Source organism: Paracoccus sanguinis, assembly GCF_012689545.1.
Taxonomy (GTDB): Bacteria; Pseudomonadota; Alphaproteobacteria; order Rhodobacterales; family Rhodobacteraceae; genus Paracoccus; species Paracoccus panacisoli.
The window spans coordinates 2,508,722-2,531,796 of record NZ_CP051542.1 but is presented as its reverse complement, the minus strand read 5'-3'; the positions used below and the strand labels follow the sequence as shown (position 1 = coordinate 2,531,796).

Sequence of the window (23,075 nt, the reverse complement as noted above, 5' to 3'; positions counted from 1 at the left end):
TATCTCCTTGGTATGGCTTGGTTATTTTTGCAGTTGCTCGTGATGCCGGATCACTTCCGAGATCACGAAGTTCAGGAACTTGCGCGCGAAGGCCGGGTCGAGGTCGGCCTCGCGCGCGAGCCGTTCGAGCCGCTCGATCTGGGCCGCCTCGCGCGCCGGGTCCGAGGGCGGCAGCGCGTGTTCGGCCTTGAGCCGGCCCACGCCCTGGGTGTGCTTGAACCGCTCGGCGAGGGTGAAGACGAGCACCGCGTCGAGCCGGTCGATCGAGGCCCGGTGCTCGGCGAGGATCGCCGCCGCCCGCACCGCCGGATCGGCCGAGGTGGCGTCTGCATCGGGGGCGATGTTCGTCTGCGGTTCATGCATCGTTCGTGCACCGTTCATGCGAATGCCGTTCATACGAGTCCGCTGCGGACGCCGCCGCCGCGACTGCGCCCATCGGATGCCGCCAGACCCCCAGCGCGCCGCCGTCGGGGTGGGCGGGGGGCACCGCGGCGTCCGGGTCGCGGACCGCGCCCAGCCGCTCGGACAGCGCGATCGAGCGGGCGTTCTCGAGGTCGATGTAGCTGACCGCGGTCGCCCAGCCGAGATGGGTGCGGGCGTGGTCGCGGACTGCCGCCGCGGCCTCGGCCGCGAGCCCCTGGCCCTCGTGGGCGTCGTCCCACAGCATCCAGCCGATCTCGTGCTCGGGCCAGGTGTCGGGGAACCACGGGCCGGCCATGCCGATGGCGCGCTCGGCGCCGGTGCGGCTGTCGCCCCGGACGATGGTGAAGGGGCCGAAGCCGCGCAGCACCCAGTGCCCGAGGAGCGTGCCGAAGGCCCGCCACGCGCGCCCCGGCTCGGTTGTGCCGCCGACGAAGCGGGCCCGGTCCGAGCCGAGGAAGGCGCAGAACGGCGCCGCGTCCCAGGGCTCGGGCGCGCGCAGGATCAGGCGCTTGGTATGGATCACGGGGGTGCCGGTCAGGGTGACGGTCATGCCGCGCCCTCCGCGGGGTGGCGCCAGACGAGGCAGGGGGCGCCGCGCAGGATGATCTCGCGCTCGGGCACCGCGCCCAGCCGCTCGGCCAGGCGGATCGAGCGGGTGTTGCCGGGGTCGATCAGCGAGATCGGCGCCGGGTGCCCCTGCCCGCGCCACCAGCGGCGGACGGCGAGCGCGGCCTCATGCGCCAGCCCACGGCCCTCGAACCCGTCGAAGAGGTGCCAGCCGAGTTCCGGCTCGGGCCAGTCGATGTGGTGGCCGATGCCGAGCCGGCCGGCGGTCGCGCCGGTCGCGCGATCCTCGGCCGTCCACCAGCCGAAGCCGCGCAGCAGCCAGTGGCCGAGCATCCCGCGCAAGCCGTCCCACGCCGCATACGGCGCCGGGTTCGCCCCGCCGACGAAGCGCGCCCGGTCCGAGGCCGCGAAGGCGCCGAAGGCCGGCAGGTCGGCCATGCGCGGCTCGCGCAGGACCAGCCGCTCGGTCTCGATCACCGGAATCTCGACGGACAGCACCGGCATCACTTCTTCCCGAACAGCCCCGAAAGCCCGCCGGGCAGGTTCAGCCCGCCGAGCTGGCCGCCCAGACCCTTCTGGTCCTGCAGCATCTTCGTCGCCTCGGCCATCTTGGCCGGATCGACATCGGCCAGATCCGGCAGTCCGCCGCCCTTGCCGGACATGGCGCGCATCGCCTGCTTCAGCATCGCGCCCTTGCCCATCTTGCTGACCTTCTTCATCGTGTCAGCCATCTGGCGCTGCATCTTCAGCAGCTTGTTCAGCTCGGCCACGTCCATCCCCGCGCCCGCGGCGATCCGCTTCTTCCGCGACGCCTGCAGCAGGTCGGGGTTGGCGCGTTCCTTCTTGGTCATCGAGTTGATCAGCGCGATCTGGCGGCGGATCATGGTGTCGTCGATGCCGGCGGCCTCGGCCTGCTTGGCCATCTTGCCCATGCCGGGCATCATGCCCATGATCGACTGCATCCCGCCCATCTTCTGCATCTGCTCAAGCTGCCCGCGCAGGTCGTTCATGTTGAACAGACCCTTGGCGAAGCGCTTCATCATCCGCTCGGCCTGCTCGATCTCGAGCGTCGCCTGGGCCTTTTCGACCAGCGCCACGATGTCGCCCATGCCGAGGATGCGGCCGGCCACGCGCTCGGCGTCGAACGCCTCGAGCGCGTCCATCTTTTCGCCCAGACCCACGAAGCGGATCGGCTTGCCGGTGACCGCGCGCATGGAAAGCGCCGCACCGCCCCGCCCGTCCCCGTCCATCCGGGTCAGCACCACGCCCGAGACGCCGACCTTGGCGTCGAACTCGGTCGCCACGTTGACGGCGTCCTGGCCGGTCAGGCCGTCGACGACCAGCAGCGTCTCGCGCGGGGAGGTCACGTCGCGGACCTGCTGGACCTCGTCCATCAGCGCCTGGTCGATGTGCAGCCGGCCGGCGGTGTCGAGCATGTAGACGTCATAGCCGCCGAGCGACGCCTGCTGCTTCGCGCGCCGGGCGATCTGCACCGCGCTCTCGCCCTTGACGATGGGCAGGGTGTCGACCCCGATCTGGGTGCCGAGGATCGCCAGCTGCTCCATCGCGGCGGGGCGGTTGGTGTCGAGGGAGGCCATCAGCACGCGCTTCTTCTCGCGCTCCTTGAGGCGGCGGGCGAGCTTGGCGGTGGTGGTGGTCTTGCCCGAGCCCTGCAGGCCGACCATCAGGATCGGCGCCGGGGGGTTGTCGATCCTGAGCGCGTCGGCCTCGCTCTCGCCCGAGAGCATGGCGATCAGCTCGTCGTGGACGATCTTGACGACCTGCTGGCCGGGGGTGATCGACTTGGTGACGGCCGAGCCGGTGGCCTTGGCGGTGACGGCGCGCACGAAGCTGCGCACCACGGGCAGCGAGACGTCGGCGTCGAGCAGCGCCTGGCGCACCTCGCGCATGGCGGCGGTGACGTCATCCTCGGTCAGCGCGCCCTGCTTGGTCAGGCGGTCGAAGACCCCGCCAAGGCGGTCGGACAGGTTCTCGAACATCGCGGGCCTCCGCAGCAAAACGACAGGACCCCCGTGGGCGCAACCGCGCTGACGGGGGGCGATCCCCGACCGGCGGGGACCGGAAGGACGTCCTTCCGGGAATCCGGGTGGACATTCCATCCCGGGCGGCGAGAGTCAAGCGCGCAAAGGAGACCGCCCCATGAGCCAGAACCCCGGCCTGAACCCCGCCCCGCCCGTCAGCCGCTTCACCGTCCCGAACCTGCGCGCCCTGCCCCCCGACATTCAGGAGATGATCCGCGCCGTGCAGGAGAAGTCGGGGTTCGTCCCCAACATCTTCCTGGCCCTCGCCCATCGCCCGGCCGAGTTCCGCGCCTTCTTCGCCTATCACGACGCGCTGATGGAGAAGGACGAGGGGCTCAGCAAAGCCGAGCGCGAGATGATCGTGGTCGCCACGAGCGGGCTGAACCGCTGCCAGTACTGCGTCGTGGCGCACGGGGCGATCCTGCGGATCCGCGCCAAGGATCCGCTGATCGCCGACCAGCTGGCGATCAACTGGCGCAAGGCGAACCTGTCGGACCGGCACTGGGCGATGCTGCAATTCGCCGAGCTGGTGGCGATGGACGCCGATTCGATCACCGAGGACGACCATCTGGACATGGCCGAGGCGGGGTTCTCGGCCGACGAGATCTGGGACATCGGCGCGATCGCGGCGTTCTTCGGGATGTCGAACCGGCTGGTGAACATGGCCGAGATCCCGCCGAACGAAGAGTTCTACATGCTGGGCCGCACGCCGCGCACGAATTCGTGATCGAACCATATCTTCGGACAGTTGTTGCAATCCAAGAAGAGCAACATGGAGGAAGTCTGATGATGATGCGTCACGCCTTGTTGGCCTCGGCATTCGCGTTCTGCGGGGTCGCTGCCCACGCCGCCACCGACACCATGGCCGGCGCGACGACGGCAACCGTGGTCGACGTGATCGTGGCCTCGGCCGATCACACCACGCTCGCCAAGGCCGCGACCACGGCCGGGCTGGTCGACACCCTGAAGGGTGACGGCCCGTTCACCGTCTTTGCCCCGACCAACGCCGCGTTCGAGGCCCTGCCGGCCGGTCAGGTCGACGACCTGATGAAGCCGGAAGGCAAGGACAAGCTGACCAAGCTGCTGGGCTGCCATGTGGTGGCCAGCAAGGCGATGGCAGCCGACGTGGCAAAGCTGATCACCGACGGCTCCGGTAAGGCCGAGGTCGAGACGGTGGGCGGCTGCAAGCTGCAACTGACCATGGACGGCCAAAAGGTGAAGGTCGGCGGGATGGATTCGACCACCAACGCCACCGTGACCGCTGCCGACCTGGCGGCGGGCAACGGGGTGGTGCACGTCATCGACGGGGTTCTGGTTCCTAAGATGTGACCGCAGGCACACGCGATATGCAAGCGGGCCGCCCCATCCTCGGGGCGGCCTTTTCGCATCACGTCAGGAGGCCTTGTCGGGCCGGTCCACCAGCGCCACCAGATCCATCATGATCCGGTTCAGCTCGAAATCCTTTGGCGTATAGACGCGCGCCACGCCCATCGCGGTCAGGCGCGTGGCGTCTTCGTCGGGGATGATCCCGCCGACGGTCACCGGGATATGCCCCAGCCCCGCGGCGCGCATCCGCGCCAGCACGTCCTCGACCAGCGGCAGGTGGCTGCCCGAAAGGATCGAGAGGCCGACGACATGAGCCTCCTGCTCCTGCGCGGCGGCGACGATCTCGGCCGGGGTCAGGCGGATGCCGTCATAGGTGATGTCGATGCCGCAGTCGCGCGCGCGGAAGGCGATCTGCTCGGCGCCGTTCGAGTGCCCGTCGAGACCCGGCTTGCCGACCACGAACTTGAGCCGCCGCCCCAGGCGAGCACTGACCGCATCGACGGCCTCGCGGATCGGCTCAAGCCCTTCGGTGCGGTTGCTGGGCGAGGGCGAGACGCCCGTCGGCCCGCGGTATTCGCCGTGCACCTGCCGCATCACCCCCGCCCATTCGCCGGTGGTGGCGCCGGCGCGGGCCGCGGCGATCGAGGCCGGCATCACGTTGCGCCCGGCCGCGGCGTCGGCGCGCAGCTGCGCCAGCGCCGCCTCGACCGCGGCGGTGTCGCGGGAGGCGCGCCAGTCGTTCAGCCGGGCGATCTGGTCGGCCTCGACCGCCGGATCGACGACCATGATCCCGCCGTCGCCCGCGGTCAGCGGCGAGGGCTCGCCCTGCTGCCAGCGGTTGACGCCGACGACGACCGTCTCACCCGCCTCGACCCGGTTCAGCCGGGCGGCGTTCGATTCGACCAGCCGCGCCTTCATGTAGTCGATGGCCGCGATCGCGCCGCCCATCTCGTCCAGAAGCTTCAGCTCGGCCCGGGCGCCGTCTTTGAGCGCCTCGACCTTCTCGGCCACCGCGGGATTGCCGTCGAAGAGGTCGCCGAACTCCAGCAGGTCGGTCTCATAGGCCATGATCTGCTGCATCCTGAGCGACCACTGCTGGTCCCAGGGCCGCGGCAGGCCCAGCGCCTCGTTCCACGCCGGCAACTGCACGGCGCGGGCGCGGGCGTTCTTGCTGAGCGTCACCGCCAGCATCTCGATCAGGATGCGGTAGACGTTGTTTTCCGGCTGCTGCTCGGTCAGGCCGAGGCTGTTGACCTGCACCCCGTAGCGGAAGCGGCGGTATTTCTCGTCCTCGATGCCGTAGCGGTCGCGGGTGATCTCGTCCCAGAGCTCGGTGAAGGCGCGCATCTTGCAGAGTTCGGTGACGAAGCGGATGCCGGCGTTCACGAAGAAGCTGATCCGCCCGACCATCGCCGGGAAGTCCTCGGGCGCGACCTTGCCCTTGAGGTCGTCGAGCACCGCAATGCCGGTGGCGAGCGCGTAGGCCAGCTCCTGCTCGGGCGTCGCGCCGGCCTCCTGCAGGTGATAGGAACACACGTTCATCGGGTTCCATTTCGGCAGATGAGCCTGGGTGTAGGCCGCGACGTCGGTGATCATGGCCAGGCTCGGCTTCGGCGGGCAGATATAGGTGCCGCGCGACAGGTATTCCTTGACCAGATCGTTCTGCACCGTGCCCTGCAGCGCCGCGATCTCGGCCCCCTGCTCTTCGGCCACCGCGATGTAGAGCGCGAGCAGCCACGGCGCAGTGGCGTTGATCGTCATCGAGGTGTTCATGTGCTCGAGCGGGATGGCGTCGAACAGCGCCCGCATGTCGCCGAGGTGGCAGATCGGCACGCCGACCTTGCCGACCTCGCCGCGGGCCAGCACGTGGTCGCTGTCATAGCCGGTCTGGGTCGGCAGGTCGAAGGCGACCGAAAGGCCCGTCTGCCCCTTGGCGAGGTTCGTGCGGTAGAGGGCGTTCGACTTTTCCGCCGTCGAGTGGCCGGCATAGGTGCGGAACAGCCAGGGTTTGTCCTTGGTGGCCATGACGGGCGCCCTTCGCAAGATTCTTTCGGTTGGGGCCAGATAACGGTCAGATTGCTGCGCCGTCAATTCGCCGCAGCGCGGCGAAACGCAGCGGCGTCAACCTGACCTTAACCTGCGCTGGGCTAGAGAGGCATGGGCCGGCGAATCGGCGCGGTGACGGAACGGCGGATCGGACATATTGTTGCGTGACCCTACGGCGGTCCTATTGCAATGTTGCGCGGCGGCGAATACCGCTGGGCGCCAAGACCGCGGCGATTCTGCACTGCGGCACGACATGAGGAGATGCCCATGGCCCTGGACGCCCCCAGCCCGATCGCGCCCTATGATGCGCCGCAAAAGGATCTCTACGAGATCGGCGAGATGCCGCCGCTCGGCCATGTTCCGAAGCAGATGTACGCCTGGGCCATCCGTCGCGAGCGTCACGGCGAGCCCGACAAGTCCTTCCAGGTCGAGGTCGTGGACACGCCCGCGATCGACAGCCACGAGGTGCTGGTTCTCGTGATGGCGGCGGGCGTCAACTACAACGGCATCTGGGCCGGTCTCGGCCAGCCGATCAGCCCCTTCGACGGCCACAAGCAGCCCTATCACATCGCCGGCTCGGACGCCTCGGGGGTGATCTGGGCGGTGGGCGACAAGGTCCGCAACTGGAAGGTGGGGGATGAGGTCGTCATCCACTGCAACCAGGACGACGGCGACGACGAGGAATGCAACGGCGGCGACCCGATGTATTCGCCGACCCAGCGGATCTGGGGCTACGAGACGCCGGACGGCTCGTTCGCGCAGTTCACCCGGGTGCAGGCCCAGCAGCTCATGCCGCGCCCGCGCCATCTGACGTGGGAGGAGAGCGCCTGCTACACGCTGACGCTCGCCACCGCCTACCGGATGCTCTTCGGTCACGAGCCGCATGAGCTGAAGCCGGGCATGAACGTGCTGGTGTGGGGCGCCTCGGGCGGGCTCGGGTCGTTCGCGATCCAGCTGATCAACGCGGCCGGCGCCAACGCCATCGGCGTGATCTCGGAAGAGGACAAGCGCGAGTTCGTCATGGGCCTCGGCGCCAAGGGCGTCATCAACCGCAAGGACTTCAACTGCTGGGGCGCGCTGCCCAAGGTCGGCAGCGAAGAGTACAAGCAGTGGTTCAACGAGGTTCGCAAGTTCGGCAAGGCGATCTGGGACATCACCGGCAAGGGCAACAACGTCGACATCGTGTTCGAGCACCCGGGCGAGGCGACCTTCCCGGTCTCGACCTTCGTCTGCAAGAAGGGCGGCATGGTGGTGATCTGCGCCGGCACCACCGGCTTCAACTGCACCTTCGACGTGCGCTACATGTGGATGCACCAGAAGCGCCTGCAGGGCTCGCACTTCGCCCATCTCAAGCAGGCGAGCGCGGCCAACAAGCTGATGCTCGAGCGCCGGATCGACCCCTGCATGAGCGAGGTCTTCCCCTGGGCCGAGATCCCCGACGCGCACACCAAGATGCTGCGCAACCAGCACAAGCCCGGCAACATGGCAGTGCTGGTGCAGGCGCCGGTGACGGGGCTGCGGACCGTCGAGGACGTGCTTGAGGCCGGGCCGACGAAGGGCTGAGCGGCTGGTTTTGCGGTGAAATGGGGAGAGGCCGGCAGTTTGCCGGCCTTTTTCTTTGGCCTGGGGCCGGGCCGGGGTGGCGCGCCGGTCAGGAGGGCCCTGCGCGGCAAGCGGATGGCGTCCCCGGCGGGCGCAGCCGGCTGCGCGCGCTGCGCGGCGCGTGCCTGCGCGCAGGACGGGCGCCGGGCGGCAGCGGTGAGCCTCGCGGGCGGGCCGATCCCCGGCAGGTGTGGCGCGGCGCCAGCCTCCCTCCCGCCGCACCGCCTCGCGGGCGGCACGGAGCTGCAAGCTAGGGGGAGCTCGCCGGCGGCAAGCCGATGGCGCTGACTAGGCGTGAACTACTGGACGGGGCGGCGCTGTTCGCCCCCCGGGCACGGCGTGCACGGCGTGATGAGGGCGATGACTCCGGCGGGGCGCCGGCGCGCCGCCAGTCTACCGGCGAGGCAGGGACGCAGGCCGGGCTACAGCCGCATGAACCGGGCGGGCGCCGGGCCTCCCACCCGCCGCTAGCCAAGGCGCCCCCAGCCCCTGGCGGCTCCAGAGCGCTGGCGCAGGGAAACGGTCGTCCTTTGCCCCCACATGAGCCTCGCCGCGTCGTGCGTAGGCCCAACACAGGTGACGCCGTGGCAGAGGCTTCCTGCGGGCTGCACAGGACCAAGCAGTACGACCCGACAGACGGCGAGCACGCCGGGACGGGCGGGCACAACTCATGCCGGCAATCTGCGGCAACCGCCGGGCAACACTAGCCCCGTTAACCCGCGCGAATCACTGAGGCGCACGCTTCGGCCCGCCTCCGGGCCAGCCCATCACCTCGGGCCACACCACGGGTTCAACCGCCGACCTGCTCACTCCCCCACTTTATAGCTCTCCGGCGGCGGCTGCGCGGTGTCCTTGAGCTGGCTCACATCCACGCCTGCCGTCTCCAACGCCTTGACCGCCTCGGCGCGGGTCGCGGCGTCGAGCTCGGGGGTGCGGGACAGGATCCAGCCGATGTTCTCCTCGGGCGAGCGGACCGCCGCCCACTGGTACTTCCCGTCCACCACGTCGCTGGCCGCGGCGACGGTGTAGTTCACGCCCTGGCTCGTGTCCCCGACCGGGAACTGCACGTCGAGGGTGTTGAAGTTGCCGCCCACCACCGTCGCGGTGCCCTCGATCGTCGCCACCGCGCCGCCGGGGCCGTCGCAGCGGTTCGTCACCGTCACCTTCTCGCCCGCCAGCGCATAGGTGGCGGTCACGCCGCCGCTGCACATCTCCTGGAACTTCGCCGGGGTGCGGGCGATCTCGTACCACGTGCCGACATAGGCCTCGGGGTCGATCTCGGTCTTCGCCACGGTGCCGGCGTCCTGCGCAAACGCGGGCGTCAGGGTCAGCAGCGACACTGCGAGGGCTTGGGCGATCTTCATGGCGGTCTCCTGTTCCGGGTTCGAGGCCCAACGCCCCCCTGCCCCCGCCGTTCCCCTCTCGCCGCCCTAGCCGGGTTGCCGCGGCGGCCGGGCGGGCTAGAAGGGGATATGACCCCGCCCCCCGACCCGGACCTCGCCCCGGCCGCCACGCTGCCGGTTGCGCCCACCCTCTCACCCGATCAGGCGGACGCCTGGGACGCGCTGGCCGAGACGCTGGCCGCGGCGGGCGTGGACCTCGTGGCGGAAGAGGTCAGGCCCGCGTCCGAAGGCAAGGGCCGGGTGATGGCGGTGCTGGGCAAAGCCGGCTCGGGCAAGACGCTGCTGCTGGCCGAGCTGACGCGGGCGCTGGCGGCGGCGGGCGTGCAGGTCGTCAGCGGCGACTATGAGGGGCGCCGGCGCAAGGACGCGCGGACCGTTGCGGTGCTGGCCCCGACCAACAAGGCGGCCTTCGTGCTGCGCACCCGCGGTGTGCCCGCGACCACCATCCACCGCATCCTCTATACCCCCGTCTACGACCCGCAATACGAACGCCTCGCCGACTGGCTGGCGGGGACCGGCGAGCGCCCGGTGATCGAGGGGCTGAGCGAGCCGGCGCTCGACCGGGCGCTCGCGTTCTACCAGCAGCACGGCTCGATCCCCGGGGCGCTGGCGGCGGCGGGGCTGCGGGGGTCGGACTTCATCCAGGGGTGGAAGCGGCGCGCGGATGCGCTCGACATCGGGCTGATCGACGAATCCTCGATGCTCGACGAGCGCCAGTTCGACGATTTGCGCGAGATCTTTCCGGTGCTGGTGCTGTTCGGCGACCCCGCTCAGCTCGCCCCGGTGGGGCAGTCGGGCGAGATGGTCTTCGACCGCCTCGCCACGGCGCAGAAGCTGATCCTGCACCGCGTCCACCGGCAGGCCGACGACAGCCCGATCCTCGACCTCGCCCATGCGCTCGGCGACCCCGAGGTGGATTTTCCCGCCTTCGAGCGGCTGGTGCGCGAGGCCGCCGCCGGCGACCCGAGGGTGATCTGGGCCGAGCGGGTGGAAAGCGACCTGATGGCGCGCAGCCCGGTGCTGGTCTGGCGCAACGCCACGCGGGTACGGCTGATCTCGGCCTTCCGCGCCGCCCACGGGGCGCCCGGGGACGCGCTTCTGCCCGGCGAGCCCTTGATCTGCGACGGGATCGAGCTGCCGCTGAAGCACCGCAAGAAGCGCATCGACCTCGAGGCGCGGGGCCTCATCAAGGGCGCGCAGGTGGTCTATCTCGGGCCCGGCCGCAAGCCCGGCTTCTCGCGGCTGCACGTGATCGGCGCGCCCGAACCGCGGCTGTCGGCGGCCAGCATCGTCAAGATCGAGACGCCGGACGTCGAGGAACCCTTCATCCCCTTCGCCGCCCGGATGGGCGCGGCGTTCCTGCACGGGGCGGCGGTGACGATCCACAAGGCGCAGGGCTCGCAGTGGCCCGATGTGCAGGTCTTCGCCCCCGACATCTCGGCCGCCGCTTGGTCCAACCGGACCGAGGCCGGGCTGCCGCTGTGGAAGCGCCTCGCCTATGTGGCGATCACCCGCGCGCAGGAGCGGCTGTTCTGGGTGACGCGGGCGCGGCTCGCACGGCCGCAGACGGGGCTGTCGGTGGACGACCTCGCCGCCGAAACGGCGCCGCTGTCGCTCGAGGCCGAGGCCGAGGCGGACTGAGTTCTTTCTTGCCCAAATATCCCGGGGGACGCGCCAACGGCGCGGGGGGCAGCGCCCCCTCTGCTTCCCCCGTCAGCGCCCCGAGGCCCGGCGGGCGTGCCGGACGATGTCGGCGTCCTGCAACTGCTCGATCCGCAGCCGCAGCGCCTCGGTCAGCGCCTCACGCGGCAGGCCGGTCTCGCGCGCCAGCCGCAGCACGCCGAAATGAACCCGCGCGATCTCCTGATAATACCGCGTGAAGGTATAGTTGATGGACGCCCCGGCGAGCGCCCCGAAGACCGGGGTCGCCTGTGCCGCAAGCTTCTGGCCCAGCACCGCGGCAAAGCGCGGCGCGATGCGGGCGATCAGCGTCTGCACGGTCTGGCCGGTGACCGACAGCCGCGCGGCGAGCAGCCCGAGGTCGGTGCCGTCGTCGTCCGACATCGGCCCCGCGGCGGCAAAGACGCGCAGCGCCTCGGACCGGACCTCTTCGCTGGCGGTGTCGAAGCCGTGCTCTTCGGCGATGTCGAGGATGGCGCGCAGCAACATCGTCACCGTCACCGGCAGCTCGACCATCGCCCCCGGCAGCCCTGCGACCCCGCCCGCCGCACCCGAGACGGTCGAGGCGAGGCGGTTGAACCAGTCGCCGCGGTCACGGACGTAGTTGCGCGACCGGCTGGCCGCCCCGAAGGCGCCGTTCAGCGCCCCCAGCGCGATGTCGTCCAGCCGCCCGCGCACGAAGCCCGGCAGGCGCTCGATCAGCCCCTGGGCGCTGCCGCCGATGCGGGCGAGGATGTCCATGCCCATCCCGCCGGCATCGACGTAGCGCCGCGCCAGCTTGTCGATCTGGACGTGGACCGACGGGTCGTCGATCGGCGGCAGGACGGCCTGGCGGCGGGATACGGAGCTTGCGGGCATTGTGTCTCTCTCCTCGGGCGGTCGGGTCGGGCGGTGGCGGTCAGGCTGAGCGGGCAGAGCGCGCGGCCCCCGCCGGGGTGGCGTGGGAGGCCTCGGGGGCCTCGACCTCGACGCAGGACGAACGCATCTCGGGTGTGTCCTCGATCTCGGCCAGCCCGGCCAGCACGTCGGGCCGGGTTTCGCGCGTCACCGCGCCCGCGACCCCAACCCAGGCGCCGGGGCGAAGTTCCAGACCCAGCACCCGGTCGGGGTTGGTGGGCGGCGGCATCTCGACCCCGGTGAGCTTGGCAAAGCCGAAGCGCTGGTAATAGGGCGCGTCGCCGACGAGCATCACCCGCCCCCAGCCCATCGCGCGGGCGCGGGCGAGGCTCTCGCGCATCAGAAGCCCGCCCAGCCCCTCGCCCTGCGCCGTCGGGTGCACCGCCACCGGGCCGAGCAGCAGGACCGAGCGCCCGCCGACCCGCACCGGCCAATAGCGGATCGCCGCCACCAGCGTGTCGTCGCTGCGCAGGGTCAGGCAGAGTTCGGGCACCGGCGGCACCCCGTCGCGCAGGCGATAGGAGGAGAGCGCCGTGCGCCCCGGCGCGAAACACAGGTCGAGCAGCGCCTCGACCTCGGGCGCGTCGGCATCGGTTTCGGGGCAGAGTTCATACATCGGCAACGGCCCTCGGCAGGGAGGAGGGGACGGCAGGCGCCGCACCGCCGCGGGTTAGCATCCGCAGCCGCGGCTTTGAACGGCAAAACTGCGTGTGCGGGGTGAGGGGGGGTGCGGCGGGGTTGGGGCGCGCGGTGCGGCGCTGTCGGCTGGAGCGCTCGGGGTGGCAGGCGGTGTGGGTTGGCGTTCTCTTGGGGTTGGGCGCAGGGGCGGGGTGCGACGCATGGCGGGTTGCAGCGCGGCGGGTTGCAGCGCGGCGGTTTGCGGCGCGCGGCGGAGTGCGGCGCTTGACGGGTTGCGGCGCCCCGCGATCCGGGGCGCGCGGCGGGTTGGGGCGGTAGGGTCGGCGGCCCGGGGCGGGTTGCGACAGCGGGGCCGCCGGCTCCAACGCACTCCGGCTTGCGGCGCGGGGGCGGGCCGGGCAGGATGCCGCCGGCCGGGCTGACCCAAGGGCCGGGCTGGACGCGGGCGGCCGGTGCACGGCCCCCTGCCCCCACGCACCGCCCTGCCGCCGACCCCGCCCCACCACCCGAACCGAGGAGGCCCTGCCGATGTTCTACCGCCCCGAGGCCGGCCACGGCCTGCCCCACAACCCGTGGAACGCCATCGTCGCCCCGCGCCCGATCGGCTGGATTTCGACCCGCGGGCGGCTGGGCGACAACCTCGCGCCCTATTCCTTCTTCAACGCCACCGCCTATGTGCCGCCGCAGGTGATGTTCGCCTCGACCGGGGCGAAGCCCGACCGGCCGGGGACCAAGGACACCGTGGCGCAGGTCGCGGAATCGCGGGTCTTCTGCATCAACATCGCCGATGGGGCGCTGGCGCAGGCGATGAACGCCTCGACCTCGGCGCAGCCGGCGGGGGTCAGCGAGTTCGACCTCGCCGGGGTCACGGCGCTGCCGTGCGAGACGATCGACTGCGCGCGGGTGGCCGAGGCGGCGGCCTCGATCGAGTGCCGCGCGACGCGGATCATCCGCCAGGCCGGCGAGGCCAACCACGTCGTGCTGGGGGTGGTGACCGGGGTCCACATCCGCCCCGATTGCCTGAGGAACGGGATCTTCCGTCCGGCGACAGGGTGGCTCGCGCGGCTGGGCCACAACGATTATTGCGTGGTCACCGACACCTTCTCGATGGACCGCCCCGCATGACCTCTCTGCGCCCGCAAAAGACCGTCAAGGACTACATCCGCAGCATCGTCGATTTCCCGGTCGAGGGGATCGTGTTCCGCGACGTGACCACGCTGTTCGCCGACGCGCGCGGGTTCCGCATGGCGGTGGACCAGCTGCTCTCGCCCTATGCGGGGGTGCCGATCGACAAGGTCGTGGGGCTCGAGGCGCGGGGCTTCATCCTCGGCGGCGCGGTGGCGCATCAGCTCACCACCGGCTTCGTGCCGATCCGCAAGAAGGGCAAGCTGCCCGGCACGGTCATCAGCCAGGCCTATCAGCTCGAATACGGCGAGGCGGTGATGGAGATCCACGACGACGCGCTGAAACCCGGCGAGCGGGTGCTGATCGTCGACGACCTGCTGGCCACCGGCGGCACGGCACAGGCGGCGATCGACCTCTGCCGCAGGCTCGGGGCCGAGGTGGTGGGCGCGGCCTTCGTCATCGACCTGCCCGAGCTCGGCGGCCGCGCGGTGGTCGAGGCGGCGGGGGTCGAGGTCCACGCCCTGACCGAGTTCGACGGCCACTAGCCCGCGGCGGCGTGGCCCGGCATCCCGGGCAGCGGGAAGATGCGGTCGTAGGCCCAGTTGAACAGGTAGCCGTAGACCACATAGAACCCCGCCACCCCGAGGTCGAAGAGGAAGGCGTGCCACAGGCTGATGCCGAGCACCCAGGCCACGAAGGGCAGCAGGATCACCAAGAGCCCCGCCTCGAACAGCACCGCGTGCAGCGCGCGGATCGGGTGCGTCTTGACCACGCTGCCGCGCAGGCGCCTCAGCGCATGGTCGAAGCCGAGGTTGTAGAGATAGTTCCAGATCGTCGCCACGACCGACGAGACGACCCCCACCACGCCGAGCGCGCCGAGGTCGAACCCGGTGATCAGCCAGCCGCCGCCGATCAGGAACACCAGCCCCACGATCTCGAACAGCACCGCATGGCGGATGCGGTCGGGGGTGGTGCGCATGACGGGCGCGGGTGCGGTGGCGGGGGAATCGAGGCTGGGCACGGCAGGCGCTCCGTCTGTCAGGCGGGTCGTCCCGGCAATCGCGGCCCGGTGCGGGCAACAGGTCGTCCTGTCGCGGCCCGGATACCGGCCCCTGCGCCCCGGTTCAACCCAGCACCGCGCCGGGGTTCATGATCCCCAGCGGGTCGAGCGCCGCCTTGATCGCCCGCATCGCCGCCAGCCGGGCCGGATCGCCCCAGCGCGCCAGATCGGCGGTCTTGAGGCGGCCGACCCCGTGCTCGGCCGAGAACGAGCCCTCGCGCGCGACGACCATCGCGTGGACGGCCTCCTGAATGCGGGGGCGCAGCGCGTCGTAGTCCTCGCGCCGGCGGCCGGGGGCGGGAAAGACGTTGTAATGCAGGTTGCCGTCGCCGAGATGGCCGAAAGCGTTGATCCGCATTTCGCCCATCGCGGCCAGCATGGCGCCGGCATCGTCGAGGAACCGCGGGATCTCGGACAGCGGCAGGCTGATGTCGTGCGACGAGATCGCGCCGATCCGCCGGTTGGCCTCGGGCAGATGCTCGCGCAGGGACCAGAACTCGGCCGCCTGCGCGCCGGTCTGGGCCAGCGCGCCGTCGGTGACGAGCCCGGCCTCCATCGCGTCCGCGAGCAGCCCCTCGAGCGCCGCATCCGGGTCGAGGCCCTGCGGCAGCGACAGTTCCAGCAGCACCGACCACGGCGCGCCGGGCAGCGGCTGGCGGATGGCGGGCAGCACCTCGGCGAGGAAGGCGAGCCCCTGCCCCGCGATCAGCTCGAACGCGGTGACGCAGCCGCTGAGCCGCGCCTGCGCCAGCGCCAGCAGCTGCAGCGCCTCCTCCGGGCCGGGGACGGCAAGCATGGCGGTCGCGACGCCGGCGGGCACCGGCGCCAGCCGCAGGCTCGCGGCGGTGATGATCCCCAGCGTGCCCTCGGCGCCGATCAGCAGGTCGCGCAGGGCGTAGCCGGTGTTGTCCTTCCTCAGCCGCTTGAGGTCGTGCAGGATCGACCCGTCCGGCAGCACCGCCTCGATCCCCAGACACAGCGCGCGGGCATTGCCCCAGCGCAAGACGGCCGTGCCGCCGGCGTTGGCGGCCAGCACGCCGCCCAGCTGCGCCGTCCCCTGGCTCGCCAGCGCCAGCGGGAACATCCGCCCGGCGGCGCGCGCGGCCTCCTGCACCGCGGCGAGGGTCAGGCCGGCCTCGGCCACCAGCACATCCTCGGCCGGCCAGACGGCGCGGACGGCGGCCATGCGTTCGAGCGACAGGATCAGGGGCGCGGGTCCGTCCGGCATGACCGAGCCGCCGACGAGCCCGGTCCCGCCGCCGCGCGGCACGATGCCGACGCGGGCGGCGGCGCAGGCGCGGACCACGGCCGCGACCTCCTCGACCGAGCGGGGCGCGGCGACCAGCCCGCCGCGGCCGAGATAGCGCCCGCGCGGGTCGTCGAGATAGCGGTCCTCGACCGGGCGCAGCACCCCCGGGGGCAGGGTCGCGGCCAGGCGGTCGTCGGCGGGCTCTCGCGTCATGTCTTCCCTGCCCAAATCTCCCGGCCATCGTCCGGGGCAGCGCGCTCGGCCCCTAACGGACCTCGGTCCTACCGCGCCGGTCGCCGCGCAGGTTGGCGTAGAGGACGTGATTCCGCCAGCGCCCGTTGATCTGCAGATAGGACTGCGCCACGCCCTCATACTTGAAGCCCGAGTGTTCGAGCAGCCCGCGGCTCGCGGCGTTCTCGGGCAGGCAGGCGGCCTCGATCCGGCTCAGGTCCAGCGTGCCGAAGGCGTGGCCCACCACCGCCGCCAGCGCCTCGCGCATGTAGCCCTGGCGCGCGAAGGGGGCCCCGACCCAGTAACCGAGCGTCCCCATCTGCGCCGGGCCGCGGCGGATGTTGTCGAGCGTGACGGCGCCGACCAGCGCGCCGTCGTGGCGGACGAGGAACAGCGGCAGCGCGGTGCCGCCGCGGCTGGCGCGCGCGGCCCAGTAGACGCGGTTGACGAAGGCGCGGCGCGACAGGTGCCCCTCGTGCCACGCCGGCTCCCACGGGGTGAGGAAGCTGCGGCTTTCGGCCCGCAGCCGCGACCACGCCGGGAAATCGCCGTGCGCGGGCAGGCGCAGCACCAGCCGTTCGGTCTCGAGCCGCGGCGCGGGGCTGCGGCGCAGGAACATCAGGCGGCGAGCCGCTCGGCCAGCGCCTCGCGCGAGGGGCCGCGGCGCACGGGGCCATAGAGCGCCAGCGCCGGGCGGGCGGCGGCGATGAGCCCGGCCGCGTGGTTGCGGACCTCGGCGGCGGTCACCGCATCGATGCGCTGCGCCACCTCTTCGGCATCCGGCACCCGGCCCCAGATCGCCAGCGCCCGGGCGATGCGCTCGGCCTGCCCCGAGGGGCTTTCCAGCCCCATCAGCAGCCCGGCCTTGAGCTGGGCCTTGGCGCGCGCGACCTCGGCCTCGGTCATCTCGTCGGCCGAGCGGCGGATCTCGTCGATGGTCAGATGCGCGAGGTCGGCCAACTGCTCGCCCGAGGTGCCGGCGTAGACGGTCACCATGCCGGTGTCGTCGTGGAACCCGGACTGGGCGAAGATCGTGTAGCAGAGCCCGCGTTCCTCGCGGATGCGCTGGAACAGGCGCGAGGACATGCCGCCCCCCAGCGCCGAGGTCCAGATCTGCGCCGCGTAGAAGTCGGGGGCGAGGTAGCCCGGCCCCTCGAACGCCAGCGCGAAATGCGCCTGCTCAAGCCGCTTGACGCGCCGCGCCTCGGTGCCCTGCCAGCGGGCCGGCTCGCGCCCCGGATCGGTGACGGGGGCGAGGTGGCCGAAGATCTCCTCGGCCTGACGGGCCAGCGTGTCGTGATCGACCGCGCCCGCGGCGGCCACGATCATCTGGCCGGGGCCGTAATGCTCGCGCACGAACCCCGCGAGGTCGTCGCGCGAGAAGCCCGAGACCCGCTCGGCCGGGCCGAGGATGGTGCGGCCCATCGCCTGCCCGGGATAGGCGGCCTCTTGCAGCCAGTCGAAGATCACGTCGTCGGGCGTGTCGAGGCTCTGGCCGATCTCTTGCAGGATCACCCCGCGCTCGACCTCGATCTCGCGCCCGTCGAAGGCCGGGTTCAGCACGATGTCGCCCAGCACGTCGAGAGCCAGCGGCACGTCGCCGGCCAGCACGCGGGCGTAATAGGCGGTGGTGTCGCGCGAGGTATAGGCGTTGATGTAGCCGCCCACGTCCTCGATCGCCTCGGCAATCTGCAGGGCCGTCCGCCGGGCGGTGCCCTTGAAGGCCATGTGCTCGAGGAAATGGGCGATGCCGTTCTGCTCGGCGCGCTCGTCGCGCCCGCCGGCGGTGACCCAGACGCCGACCGAGGCCGAGTGCAGCCCCTCCATCCGGCGGGTGGCGATGCGAAGACCGTTGGTCAGGGTGGTGATGCGAATGTCGCTCAAGCCGTTCTCCGTTCAAGGATCAGCGACTTAAGTGCGGCGTTGTCGTTTTCAACCCGGGTGACCCGCTCGGGCAGGTCCATCAGCCGCGCCATGTGCGGCGGCAGCGGGGGCCTGAGGCCGATCGCCTGCTCGACCGCGTCGGGGAACTTGGCCGGGTGAGCGGTGGCGAGCGTGATCATGGGCGTGCCGTCCACGCGGTGATCGTCGGCGACCTTGATGCCTACGGCGGTGTGGGGGCAGACGATCTCGCCCGTCTCGGCCCGGACGCGGGCGATGGTGGCGAGCGTCTCGGGCTCGGACACCCGGCCCGAGTCGTAGATCTCGGCCAGATGCTCGCGCGCGCCCTGGCTGATGGCGAAGCCGCCCTGCCCGGACAGCTCGGCCATGAGCTGCGCCACCGCCGCCCCGTCGCCGTCATAGGCGCCGAAGAGCGCGCGCTCGAAGTTGGAACTGACCTGGATGTCCATCGAGGGCGAGATAGACGGCTCGACCCGGCCGACGCGATAGTCGCCCGAGGTGAGCGCGCGGTTCAGGATGTCGTTCTGGTTCGTGGCCACCACCAGCCGCTCGACCGGCAGGCCCATCGCGCGGGCGATCGAGCCCGCGTAGATGTCGCCGAAGTTGCCGGTCGGCACGGTGAAGCTGACCTTGCGGTGCGGCGCGCCGAGGCTGACCGCGGCGGTGAAGTAATAGACGACCTGCGCCAGCACCCGCGCCCAGTTGATCGAGTTGACGCCGGCGAGCCCCACGCCGTCGCGGAAGTCGTGGTCGTTGAACAGGTCCTTCAGCCGCGCCTGCGCGTCGTCGAAGGTGCCGTCGATGGCCAGCGCATGGACGTTGGCATCGTCGGGCGTGGTCATCTGCCGCCGCTGCACTGCGCTGACGCGGCCGTGCGGGTAGAGGATGAACACGTCCACGTTGGGCAGGCCGCGGAACGCCTCGATCGCGGCCGAGCCGGTGTCGCCCGAGGTCGCGCCGACGATGGTGATCCGCCGCCCCTCGCGCGCCAGCGCGATCTGGAACAGCTGCCCGATCAGCTGCATGGCGAAGTCCTTGAAGGCCAGCGTCGGCCCGTGGAACAGCTCGAGCAGGTGATGGCCGGGGGCGAGTTGCACCAAGGGCGCGCGGGCGGCATGGCCGAAGCCCTGATAGGCGCGGCGGATCGCCTCGCGCAGTTCGGTTTCGGAAAAGCTTTCCGCAACGAAGGGCTGGACGATGCGGAAGGCGGCCTCCTCGTAGCTCACCCCCTCGAGCGCGGCGATGGCGGCGGCGTCCATCGTGGGCACCGTCTCGGGGACATAGAGGCCGCCGTCGCGGGCGAGCCCGGTCAGCATGGTCTCGGCAAAGGGCAAGGCGGGGGCCTGCCCGCGGGTGGAGATATAGCGCATCAGTCCCCTCGGGTTATCGGGCGCCGGATACGCCAGACCAGCGCGATTGTCATCCCGAGACAGATCGCGGCAAAGGAAAACCACTGGATCGCGTAGCTCAGGTGGTTGTTCGGAATCTCGGTGATGTCGAGCGGCATGGGCATCACCCCCTGCGCGTCGCCGCGCACGGCGGCGGCCACGATCAGCACCGGCTCGGTCCCCAGATGCGCGGCCATGCGCGGCACCTCGCGCGCGAACCAGATCCCGGCCTTGAGGTCCGGCTCGGGCGTGGCCGAGCCCTTCTCGTCGGGCCAGTGCAGGTTGCCGGCCACCGTCAGCGCCACCGGCGGGCGGGGCTTTTTGCGGTCGTCCTGCGGGATGAAGCCGCGGTCCACCATGATCCGCCGGCCGTCCGCGGTCTGGAACGCCGAGACGACGTTGTAGCCGCCGCCGAGGTCGCGGGTGCCCGACAGCACGAGGATTTCCTCGCCCGTGGTGGTGCCGTCCACATAGACGGGGCGGTATTTCATCGACGGGTCCACGGCGGCCGGCAGCGGCACCGGCGTCTGCTCGATCCCCCGCTGGATGGTGGCGAGCTGGTCGTTCTTCCAGGCCATGCGCTGCATCTGCCAGACCCCGAGGCTGGCGAGCACGCCGGTCACGATCAGACCGAGGATCAGGGGCAGCAGCCAGCGGCGCATGGGCTCAGGGTCCGGGTGGCGGCAAAGGCAACGGCGCGCGGGGGCTGGGCCCGCGCGCCGTGGGGTCTTGCGGATGCGGGCTCAGCGGCCCCAGACGTAGATCGAGGCGAACAGGAACAGCCAGACCACGTCGACGAAGTGCCAGTACCAGGCAGCGGCCTCGAACCCGATGTGGTTTTCCGAGTCCATCTCGCCGCGGGCGAAGCGGATCGCGCAGACGGCCAGGAAGATCGTCCCGATGATGACGTGGAACCCGTGGAAGCCGGTCGCCATGAAGAACACGCCGCCATAGACGTTGCCGGCGAGGTCGAACTGCGCGTGGCTGTATTCATAGGCCTGCAGCAGGGTGAAGCAGATCCCCAGGATCACCGCGACGACGGTGCCGCGCAGCGCGGTCTTGCGGTCGTTCTCGTGCACGAGGGCGTGGTGCGCCCAGGTCACGGCGACGCCCGAGAGCAGCAGGATCAGGGTGTTGATCAGCGGCAGGTGCCAGGGGTCGAAGGTCACGACGCCCTCGGGCGGCCAGACGCCGTCCTTGATCGGGCTCATCTCGCCCATCGGGTAGAGCGCGTTCTTGAAGAACGCCCAGAACCAGGCGGCGAAGAACATCACCTCCGAGATGATGAACAGGATCACGCCGTAGCGCAGGCCGATCTGGACGACCGGGGTGTGGTCGCCGGTGTTGCCCTCGTGCGCCACGTCCGCCCACCAGCCGTACATGGTGTAGAGCACCATGAGCAGGCCGATGGCGAACTGCGTCCAGGCGGGCAGGCCCAGGTGGCTCATGCCCTTCATCCAGAACACCGCCCCCGACAGCATGACGAAGGCACCGATGGCGCCGAAGAACGGCCAGACCGAGGGCGGCAGGATGTGGTAGTCGTGGTTCTTGGCGTGGGCCATGTCGTCGGCTCTCCCCGGGGTGTCGTTCAGATCAGGCGTGGTTCAGGCGAAGGCGGTTCAGTTCTGGGCAGGTCAGTTCTGGGTGGTTCAGTTCTGGGCGGTGGCCGGAGGCGCGGCGACGTCGGCCCTGGCCGATTTCTGCGCGTCCGAGCGGAAGAAGGTGTAGCTGAGCGTGATGTCGCGGATGCGGCCGGCGTCGCGGTCGTCGACCATGTCGGGGCTGACGAAGAAGGTCAGCGGCATCTCGATCCGCTCGCCGGGCGCCAGCGTCTGCTCGGTGAAGCAGAAGCAGGCGATCTTTTCGAAGAAATAGCCGGCGGCGTCGGGGCTGACGTTGTAGCTCGCCGTGCCGGTGACGGTCTCGTCCGAGGTGTTCACGGCCTCGTAGAAGGCCATCGAGGTCTCGCCGATGCGGACCTTCATCTCGGTCTGCATGGGCCGGAAGGTCCAGCCGAGGTTCGGCATCACGTTGGCGTCGAAGCGGACGGTCACCATGTCGTCCAGCACCCGGTCGGCGCCCTTGGTGGCGACCTGGGTGGTGCCGGCGAAACCCGTCACCTGGCAGAACCAGGAATAGAACGGCACCGCCGCCCAGGACAGCGCGCCCATCACCACGACGACCGCCACCAGCCGGCGGACCAGCCGGGCGTTGTCAGGCTTGCGGGGGGATTCGGGCGCGGTCACGGCTTCACCTCGGGCGTTGCGGCGGGGGCGGCGGGGACGCGGGCGTTCGGCAGCGCGGCGGCCGGGGTGCCCGGCGCGGCCACGGGGTTGGCGGCCGGGCCGCCGCCGGTGAACCCCGGCTCGGCCGGCAGCGCGGTGGCGCGCGGGCGGTGGTCGAAGGCCTGCATCAGGTCGCCCTGCTTGATCTTGGCGATCGACAGCCCGAACACCAGCGCCACGAACGCCACCAGCACGAGGGCAAGCCCGACGTTCCGGCCGCTGCGGCGGCGGTGCAGCTCGTGTTCGGGATGCAGCGCCATCACCATGTCCCCACGATCGCCTGCACGGCCAGCGCCGCGAAATGCGCGAAGAGGTAGATGAGCGACAGCCGGAAGAACGACTTCTCGGCGCGATAGTGGTCCGCGGTCGCCTCCTCTTCGCTGCGGCGCAGGATGATCCAGCCGCCGCGGATGAAGAGCGCGTTCAGCACCAGCGCGGTGGCAAGGTAGATCGGCCCGCCGATCGAGGTCAGCCCCAGCGCCAGCGCGAAGCCGGCCAGCACCAGCGTATAGCCGAAGATGTGGCGCCGCGTCGCCTGCCGGCCGTGGGTCACGGTCAGCATCGGCACGCCCGCGGCGTGATAATCTTCCTTCATGAACAGCGCGAGCGCCCAGAAATGCGGCGGGGTCCAGAAGAACACCAGCGCGAACATCAGCAGCGATTCGATCCCGATGCCGCCGGTCGCGCAGGCCCAGCCGATCATCGGCGGGAACGCCCCCGCGGCACCGCCGATGACGATGTTCTGCGGCGTCGAGCGCTTGAGCCACATCGTGTAGACGACGGCATAGAAGAAGATGGTGAAGGCCAGGAACGCCGCGGCAAACCAGTTGGCGGCCAGCCCGAGCATCACCACGGCGAGGCCCGACAGGAACAGCCCGACGCCCAGCGCCTCGTCGCGCCCGACCCGCCCGGCCGGGATCGGCCGCTTGCGGGTGCGGTGCATCACCGCGTCGATGTCGGCGTCATACCACATGTTGAGCGCGCCCGACGCCCCGCCGCCCAGCGCGATGAACAGCACCGCGCAGAAGCCGATGAACGGATCGACGTGGACGGGGGCCACGAACAGCCCCACGAAGGCGGTGAACACCACCAGCGACATGACCCGTGGCTTGAGCAGAGCGACATAGTCGCCGAACTTGGCCTCGGGCGCGCCGGAGGCGGCCGTGGCGGGCGCCGCGGCGCCCTCGTATGCCCGAACGTCGGTCACCGG

General features: G+C 70.9%; 23 protein-coding genes and 1 pseudogene. 6 read left to right on the top strand and 18 right to left on the bottom strand.

Annotation, left to right across the window (positions count from 1 at the left end; translation table 11 throughout):
• Window positions 1-21: 21 nt before the first annotated feature.
• The 4 genes from HGN31_RS12065 to ffh are packed head-to-tail and all read right to left on the bottom strand — an operon-like array spanning window position 22 to window position 2,990.
• Complete coding sequence (locus HGN31_RS12065) at window positions 22-363, bottom strand: chorismate mutase (RefSeq protein ID WP_052171833.1); 342 nt, start codon at window positions 361-363, stop codon at window positions 22-24.
• Window positions 356-973, bottom strand: a complete 618-nt coding sequence (locus HGN31_RS12060; RefSeq protein WP_168783346.1) for a GNAT family N-acetyltransferase — start codon at window positions 971-973, stop codon at window positions 356-358. Before HGN31_RS12060 ends, HGN31_RS12065 begins: the two co-directional genes overlap by 8 nt.
• The gene (locus HGN31_RS12055; protein ID WP_168783345.1) at window positions 970-1,494 is read right to left on the bottom strand and encodes a GNAT family N-acetyltransferase; all 525 of its coding nucleotides are present in this window, start codon (window positions 1,492-1,494) and stop codon (window positions 970-972) included. Before HGN31_RS12055 ends, HGN31_RS12060 begins: the two co-directional genes overlap by 4 nt.
• Window positions 1,494-2,990 carry a signal recognition particle protein gene (ffh, locus tag HGN31_RS12050; RefSeq protein WP_168783344.1) on the bottom strand — a complete coding sequence of 499 codons (1,497 nt, stop codon included), beginning with the start codon at window positions 2,988-2,990 and terminating at the stop codon, window positions 1,494-1,496. The genes HGN31_RS12055 and ffh overlap by 1 nt, the downstream gene beginning before the upstream one ends.
• A gap of 160 nt (window positions 2,991-3,150) precedes the next feature.
• On the opposite strand from ffh, the gene HGN31_RS12045 reads away from it, so the two are divergent.
• Together HGN31_RS12045 and HGN31_RS12040 are read left to right on the top strand one after the other, a co-directional pair.
• Entirely contained in the window at window positions 3,151-3,759 is a 609-nt protein-coding gene (locus HGN31_RS12045) for a peroxidase-related enzyme (protein ID WP_168783343.1), read from the top strand.
• A 59-nt stretch (window positions 3,760-3,818) separates the two neighbouring features.
• Window positions 3,819-4,361 carry a fasciclin domain-containing protein gene (locus HGN31_RS12040; RefSeq protein ID WP_168783342.1) on the top strand — a complete coding sequence of 181 codons (543 nt, stop codon included), beginning with the start codon at window positions 3,819-3,821 and terminating at the stop codon, window positions 4,359-4,361.
• A gap of 63 nt (window positions 4,362-4,424) precedes the next feature.
• Here the strand turns inward: HGN31_RS12040 and HGN31_RS12035 are convergent, their stop codons facing one another.
• On the bottom strand, window positions 4,425-6,383 hold the full coding sequence (locus tag HGN31_RS12035) for a protein meaA (protein WP_168783341.1): 1,959 nt from the start codon (window positions 6,381-6,383) through the stop codon (window positions 4,425-4,427).
• 288 nt (window positions 6,384-6,671) lie between these two features.
• On the opposite strand from HGN31_RS12035, the gene ccrA reads away from it, so the two are divergent.
• Window positions 6,672-7,967, top strand: coding sequence for a crotonyl-CoA carboxylase/reductase (gene ccrA / locus HGN31_RS12030; RefSeq protein ID WP_036702800.1), 1,296 nt, complete (start codon window positions 6,672-6,674; stop codon window positions 7,965-7,967).
• Window positions 7,968-8,812: 845 nt separating this feature from the next.
• On the opposite strand, the gene HGN31_RS12025 is transcribed toward ccrA, so the two are convergent.
• Window positions 8,813-9,370: a lipocalin family protein gene (locus tag HGN31_RS12025; protein WP_168783340.1), complete on the bottom strand. Its 558-nt coding sequence runs from the start codon at window positions 9,368-9,370 to the stop codon at window positions 8,813-8,815.
• A gap of 108 nt (window positions 9,371-9,478) precedes the next feature.
• On the opposite strand from HGN31_RS12025, the gene HGN31_RS12020 reads away from it, so the two are divergent.
• Window positions 9,479-11,050: an ATP-dependent DNA helicase gene (locus tag HGN31_RS12020; protein ID WP_168783339.1), complete on the top strand. Its 1,572-nt coding sequence runs from the start codon at window positions 9,479-9,481 to the stop codon at window positions 11,048-11,050.
• Window positions 11,051-11,122: 72 nt separating this feature from the next.
• On the opposite strand, the gene HGN31_RS12015 is transcribed toward HGN31_RS12020, so the two are convergent.
• A complete protein-coding gene (locus HGN31_RS12015; RefSeq protein ID WP_052172179.1) occupies window positions 11,123-11,947 on the bottom strand; it encodes an EcsC family protein in 825 nt (274 codons plus the stop codon).
• A 181-nt stretch (window positions 11,948-12,128) separates the two neighbouring features.
• A pseudogene (locus tag HGN31_RS12010) lies at window positions 12,129-12,602 on the bottom strand (GNAT family N-acetyltransferase); the annotation flags it as partial.
• A gap of 551 nt (window positions 12,603-13,153) precedes the next feature.
• On the opposite strand from HGN31_RS12010, the gene HGN31_RS12005 reads away from it, so the two are divergent.
• Together HGN31_RS12005 and HGN31_RS12000 are read left to right on the top strand one after the other, a co-directional pair.
• Window positions 13,154-13,750, top strand: coding sequence for a flavin reductase family protein (locus tag HGN31_RS12005; protein ID WP_168783337.1), 597 nt, complete (start codon window positions 13,154-13,156; stop codon window positions 13,748-13,750).
• Entirely contained in the window at window positions 13,747-14,295 is a 549-nt protein-coding gene (locus HGN31_RS12000; protein WP_036703864.1) for an adenine phosphoribosyltransferase, read from the top strand. The genes HGN31_RS12005 and HGN31_RS12000 overlap by 4 nt, the downstream gene beginning before the upstream one ends.
• Here HGN31_RS12000 and HGN31_RS11995 read toward each other — a convergent pair.
• The 10 genes from HGN31_RS11995 to cyoE all read right to left on the bottom strand — a co-directional run bounded on the left by HGN31_RS11995 (window position 14,292) and on the right by cyoE (window position 23,072).
• Entirely contained in the window at window positions 14,292-14,771 is a 480-nt protein-coding gene (locus HGN31_RS11995) for a PACE efflux transporter (protein WP_342355771.1), read from the bottom strand. The two genes, HGN31_RS12000 and HGN31_RS11995, sit on opposite strands and share 4 nt — an antisense overlap.
• A gap of 103 nt (window positions 14,772-14,874) precedes the next feature.
• Entirely contained in the window at window positions 14,875-16,272 is a 1,398-nt protein-coding gene (locus tag HGN31_RS11990; RefSeq protein ID WP_168783336.1) for an FAD-binding oxidoreductase, read from the bottom strand.
• Between the two features lie 52 nt (window positions 16,273-16,324).
• Complete coding sequence (locus HGN31_RS11985) at window positions 16,325-16,909, bottom strand: GNAT family N-acetyltransferase (RefSeq protein WP_168783335.1); 585 nt, start codon at window positions 16,907-16,909, stop codon at window positions 16,325-16,327.
• Window positions 16,909-18,117 (bottom strand): M16 family metallopeptidase, encoded by a 1,209-nt coding sequence (locus tag HGN31_RS11980; protein ID WP_244961222.1) that lies wholly within the window; start codon window positions 18,115-18,117, stop codon window positions 16,909-16,911. The genes HGN31_RS11985 and HGN31_RS11980 overlap by 1 nt, the downstream gene beginning before the upstream one ends.
• Before the next feature lie 53 nt (window positions 18,118-18,170).
• Window positions 18,171-19,562 (bottom strand): threonine synthase, encoded by a 1,392-nt coding sequence (gene thrC, locus HGN31_RS11975; protein WP_168783333.1) that lies wholly within the window; start codon window positions 19,560-19,562, stop codon window positions 18,171-18,173.
• Window positions 19,562-20,242, bottom strand: a complete 681-nt coding sequence (locus tag HGN31_RS11970; RefSeq protein WP_168783332.1) for an SURF1 family protein — start codon at window positions 20,240-20,242, stop codon at window positions 19,562-19,564. The genes thrC and HGN31_RS11970 overlap by 1 nt, the downstream gene beginning before the upstream one ends.
• A gap of 81 nt (window positions 20,243-20,323) precedes the next feature.
• Window positions 20,324-21,142: a cytochrome c oxidase subunit 3 gene (locus tag HGN31_RS11965; protein WP_036703875.1), complete on the bottom strand. Its 819-nt coding sequence runs from the start codon at window positions 21,140-21,142 to the stop codon at window positions 20,324-20,326.
• Between the two features lie 87 nt (window positions 21,143-21,229).
• The gene (locus HGN31_RS11960; protein ID WP_231572826.1) at window positions 21,230-21,751 is read right to left on the bottom strand and encodes a cytochrome c oxidase assembly protein; all 522 of its coding nucleotides are present in this window, start codon (window positions 21,749-21,751) and stop codon (window positions 21,230-21,232) included.
• A 71-nt stretch (window positions 21,752-21,822) separates the two neighbouring features.
• Entirely contained in the window at window positions 21,823-22,125 is a 303-nt protein-coding gene (locus tag HGN31_RS11955) for a hypothetical protein (protein WP_168783331.1), read from the bottom strand.
• On the bottom strand, window positions 22,125-23,072 hold the full coding sequence (gene cyoE, locus HGN31_RS11950; protein ID WP_425325320.1) for a heme o synthase: 948 nt from the start codon (window positions 23,070-23,072) through the stop codon (window positions 22,125-22,127). Before cyoE ends, HGN31_RS11955 begins: the two co-directional genes overlap by 1 nt.
• Window positions 23,073-23,075 lie beyond the last annotated feature (3 nt).